At 45.2% G+C, this 3,572-nt stretch carries 2 pseudogenes; one reads left to right on the forward strand and one right to left on the reverse strand.

From position 1 onward, the window contains the following. Positions 1-1,081: pseudogene (secA, locus tag VIP81_RS24230) on the reverse strand (preprotein translocase subunit SecA); the annotation flags it as partial. Positions 1,082-1,819: 738 nt separating this feature from the next. Between secA and VIP81_RS24235 the strand changes: the two are divergent. Then, positions 1,820-3,572, forward strand: a pseudogene (locus tag VIP81_RS24235) (hypothetical protein); the annotation flags it as partial.

Below are 3,572 nucleotides of genomic sequence, written 5' to 3' on the forward strand. Positions count from 1 at the left end.
CATCTTTACCTTCTGCAATCAGCTTTTTAGCTTCCTGCAGGTATTGGTTCACTGCCTTTTTCTGCATTTCCACCAGGTATTCGATACGTGGCTTCAGTGCGTGGAATTCCTGTTCTTCTCCACGTGGGATAGGACCGGAAATGATCAGCGGGGTACGGGCATCATCCACCAGTACGCTATCCACCTCATCCACCATGGCGTAGTGATGCTTACGTTGCACCATTTCATCCGGGTTATGTACCATGTTATCACGGAGGTAGTCAAAACCAAATTCGTTGTTGGTACCGTAGGTGATATCCGCCAGGTAGGCATTGCGGCGGTCGGGTGTATTAGGCTGGTGTTTATCGATACAGTCTACTGTGATATCGAGGAATTCGAAGAGGGGACCATTCCACTCAGAGTCACGACGGGCCAGGTAATCATTCACGGTTACGATGTGAACACCTTGACCAGCCAGTGCGTTGAGGTAAGCAGGCAGGGTAGACACGAGTGTTTTACCTTCACCTGTTGCCATTTCCGCAATCTTACCCTGATGCAGTACGGTACCACCAATCAGCTGTACATCGTAGTGTACCATGTTCCAGGTAACGCGGCTACCGGCAGCGTTCCAGCTGTTTTGCCAAATGGCCTTGTCTCCCTGGATACTCACGTAATCTCCTTTCAGCGCCAGTTGGCGATCCAGATCGGTAGCAGTTACTTCCAGCGTAGTATTGTTGGTAAAGCGGCGGGCAGTTTCTTTTACAACAGCAAAAGCCGCTGGCAGCAGTTCTTTCAGTACTACTTCCAGTTGCTTATCGCGGTCTTTCTTAAGAATATCTATTTCCTGATAAATCGTGTCTTTTGCGGTTACATCTTCTTCTTCATCTGCAGCTGACTGCTTATCCGCTATTTCTTTATCAATAACGGCGAGATGTTCAGCGATACGGGCGCGGAAGTCCTGCGTTTTACGACGCAGCACATCAATAGGCAGGGATTGCAGTTTTTCGTACTCCTCATTAATCTGCTGCACCACTGGAGAGATGGATTTGATATCCCTTTCTGATTTATTCCCTCCAAATAGCTTTGATAAAAAACCTAACATGTTGAATGTTTAATTACGAATTACGATTTCTATTTATTGTAACCTGACCCCATCCAGGCTGAGTGTATCAGTTGATAAATCCCTGCTTCACCAGCCTGTGGCACTAAGGCTGCGGGCTTCGTCAGTTGGATAGACGGCATCCAGATTACTCAAATATTGTGCTTGTTAACGGCTGTCTGTCAAGGTGTCAGTTTTACAGCTGCCTGGCAAGGCCTGTAAAAGTAGGAATAAATTCGATGATTCCAGAGGGATTTTGAGGGGATTTTCCAATTTACCAACATCAATTAACATATCCTTCGTATTTGCCGTGAAAGTTGCTCGCATAGCAGTTCTCAGGAAAAAAAATCTGATGCCTGAAAGGAGGTTCCCGCTATTAACAACTATATACTGCGATTAAATTGCTTTACTTCCGGGAAACAGGATGCATTGGCAGTGCGCCAGGATATCAGGAACAGAAATGATTCCGGCATCACGTTGTTCAATCTGTAATAATGACCAGGTCGCCAACTATACAAGCTCCATTTTGCAATTAAATTATTACACATAATTAATATTATTAATACCACCGTTCGTATATTTGAAGGATAAGATATCCCAGAAATATAATGTGAATTCGTTTGCCCATTCGATCTGCGATAATACTTCCAGCATAACTTTTAAACTATAATAAATACCTATAGCCCTTATCATCTCAGAAGAGTACCTATGAAATATTTTGTTTTAACCTGCACATGGCTGATGATCAGCCTGATAAGCTTTGGACAGCAAGTTTACCAGATCCGCGCCGACAGTGTTCGTATTTACAACGTATGCGACACTGCGGAACTAATTCTCGAAAACAGAACCCAGGGCGTTTCCGGGTTTCTGTTCAACAAAGGACGTGGACGCACCGAATTCCGAAAAGTAAGGCTGGAAAAAATTGGCAACAGCCAGATTGCCATCTCCGGACAGGATACACTGGACTTAAGCACCCTTCCCGGATTGGCTGGCGTGGATACTATTTATCGTTCCGGTGATAATATAGTATACAAAAAAAACGGCCAGCAGTATAGTATATCCGCGCCTGCCGGCACTTCCAACAGTTTCATTCAGAATCAGATAACATTTGCTCAACCAGGTACTGGGTTTTGGACCAGTGGACCTGGAATAGCTGCTGTATTTGCAGCATATAGCCCACCATCTACCACCAGAGATTTTCAAATGGCCACTGGAACGAGTGCTACTGGTGCCAATTTAAGATGGTCATTTAGCCGGGCTAATACAGAAGCAACAGGTAATGTAGGTAACGACTTCTTTATCTCAAGGCATGATAATACAGGAGTTCCAATAGGGACTCCACTATCTATTAACCGCTCCACCGGCGTTACCACGTTCTCGGCCATCCCCATGGCTGGAGGAAATCCGTTGTGGACTGACGCTAATCACCCTGCCGGACTTCCATTTACAGCAACATTAACCGGTGCTAACGTACTTGCATCTTTAACTTCCAATTCGGCTGGTCACATTACGACCGTTACTACTCGTGCACTAATTCCTTCTGATATTTCAGCAGCTCCTGCTACAGGAAGCACTAATTATATTCAGAATCAAACTACATCTGCACAAGGAGGTGCCGGTTTTTGGACGAGTGGAGTTGCGGTAGCTTCTAAGTACACTGCATATAGTAACCCCGGGATAGGCCGTGATTATGATTTATCTACTGGAACTAGTGCCGCTGGTGCGAATCTGAGGTGGTCATTTAACAGGGCTAATACAGAAGCTACTGGAAATGTGGGAAATGACTTTTATATAACGCGTTACGATAATACAGGGGCTCCAATAGGTACCCCTTTATCAATTAACAGAGCAACAGGGGTTACTACATTTTCTGCGATCCCTAATGCAGCCGGTAATCCGGTGTGGACAGATGCTAATCACCCGGCAGGTGGCCCCAATAGTCAGGGAACAGGACTAACGGGGGCATTTGTTTACTCAAATGTAGTAACCAATTCTGCCGGGCATCTTACCGCTGTTGCTACCAGGGCATTGACAGCGGCGGATATTGGAGCCTCTGCTACGGCACATACACATTCTTTAACACTTACTGGCGATGTAACTGGCACTGGCACAGTACCAGGTTCTATAACATTGAATATTACGCCTGCTACGGTAACTTATGCTGATATACAAAATGTTACCACAGGTAGAATCCTCGGTAGATATACCGCGAGTACTGGTAGTGTTCAAGAATTAACCGTAGGCACCGGATTGGCATTAAATGCTACTACAGGTATATTAACTGCTACTGGTGTTGCTACGGAATCAGACCCTATTGCTAATACAAAAACGGTGACTTTAACTGCTGGCACTGGTATTTCAATTACTGGCGCTGCACAAACAATAACGAATAACCCAACATTTACTATAACCAACACTGGTGCACCTGCTACCGGTAGTGCCAATTATATCCAGAACGGGATCACCTCCGCACAGGTAGCCAATAGCTGGATTT

The organism is Chitinophaga sp., from assembly GCF_036566945.1.
Lineage (GTDB): Bacteria > Bacteroidota > Bacteroidia > Chitinophagales > Chitinophagaceae > Chitinophaga.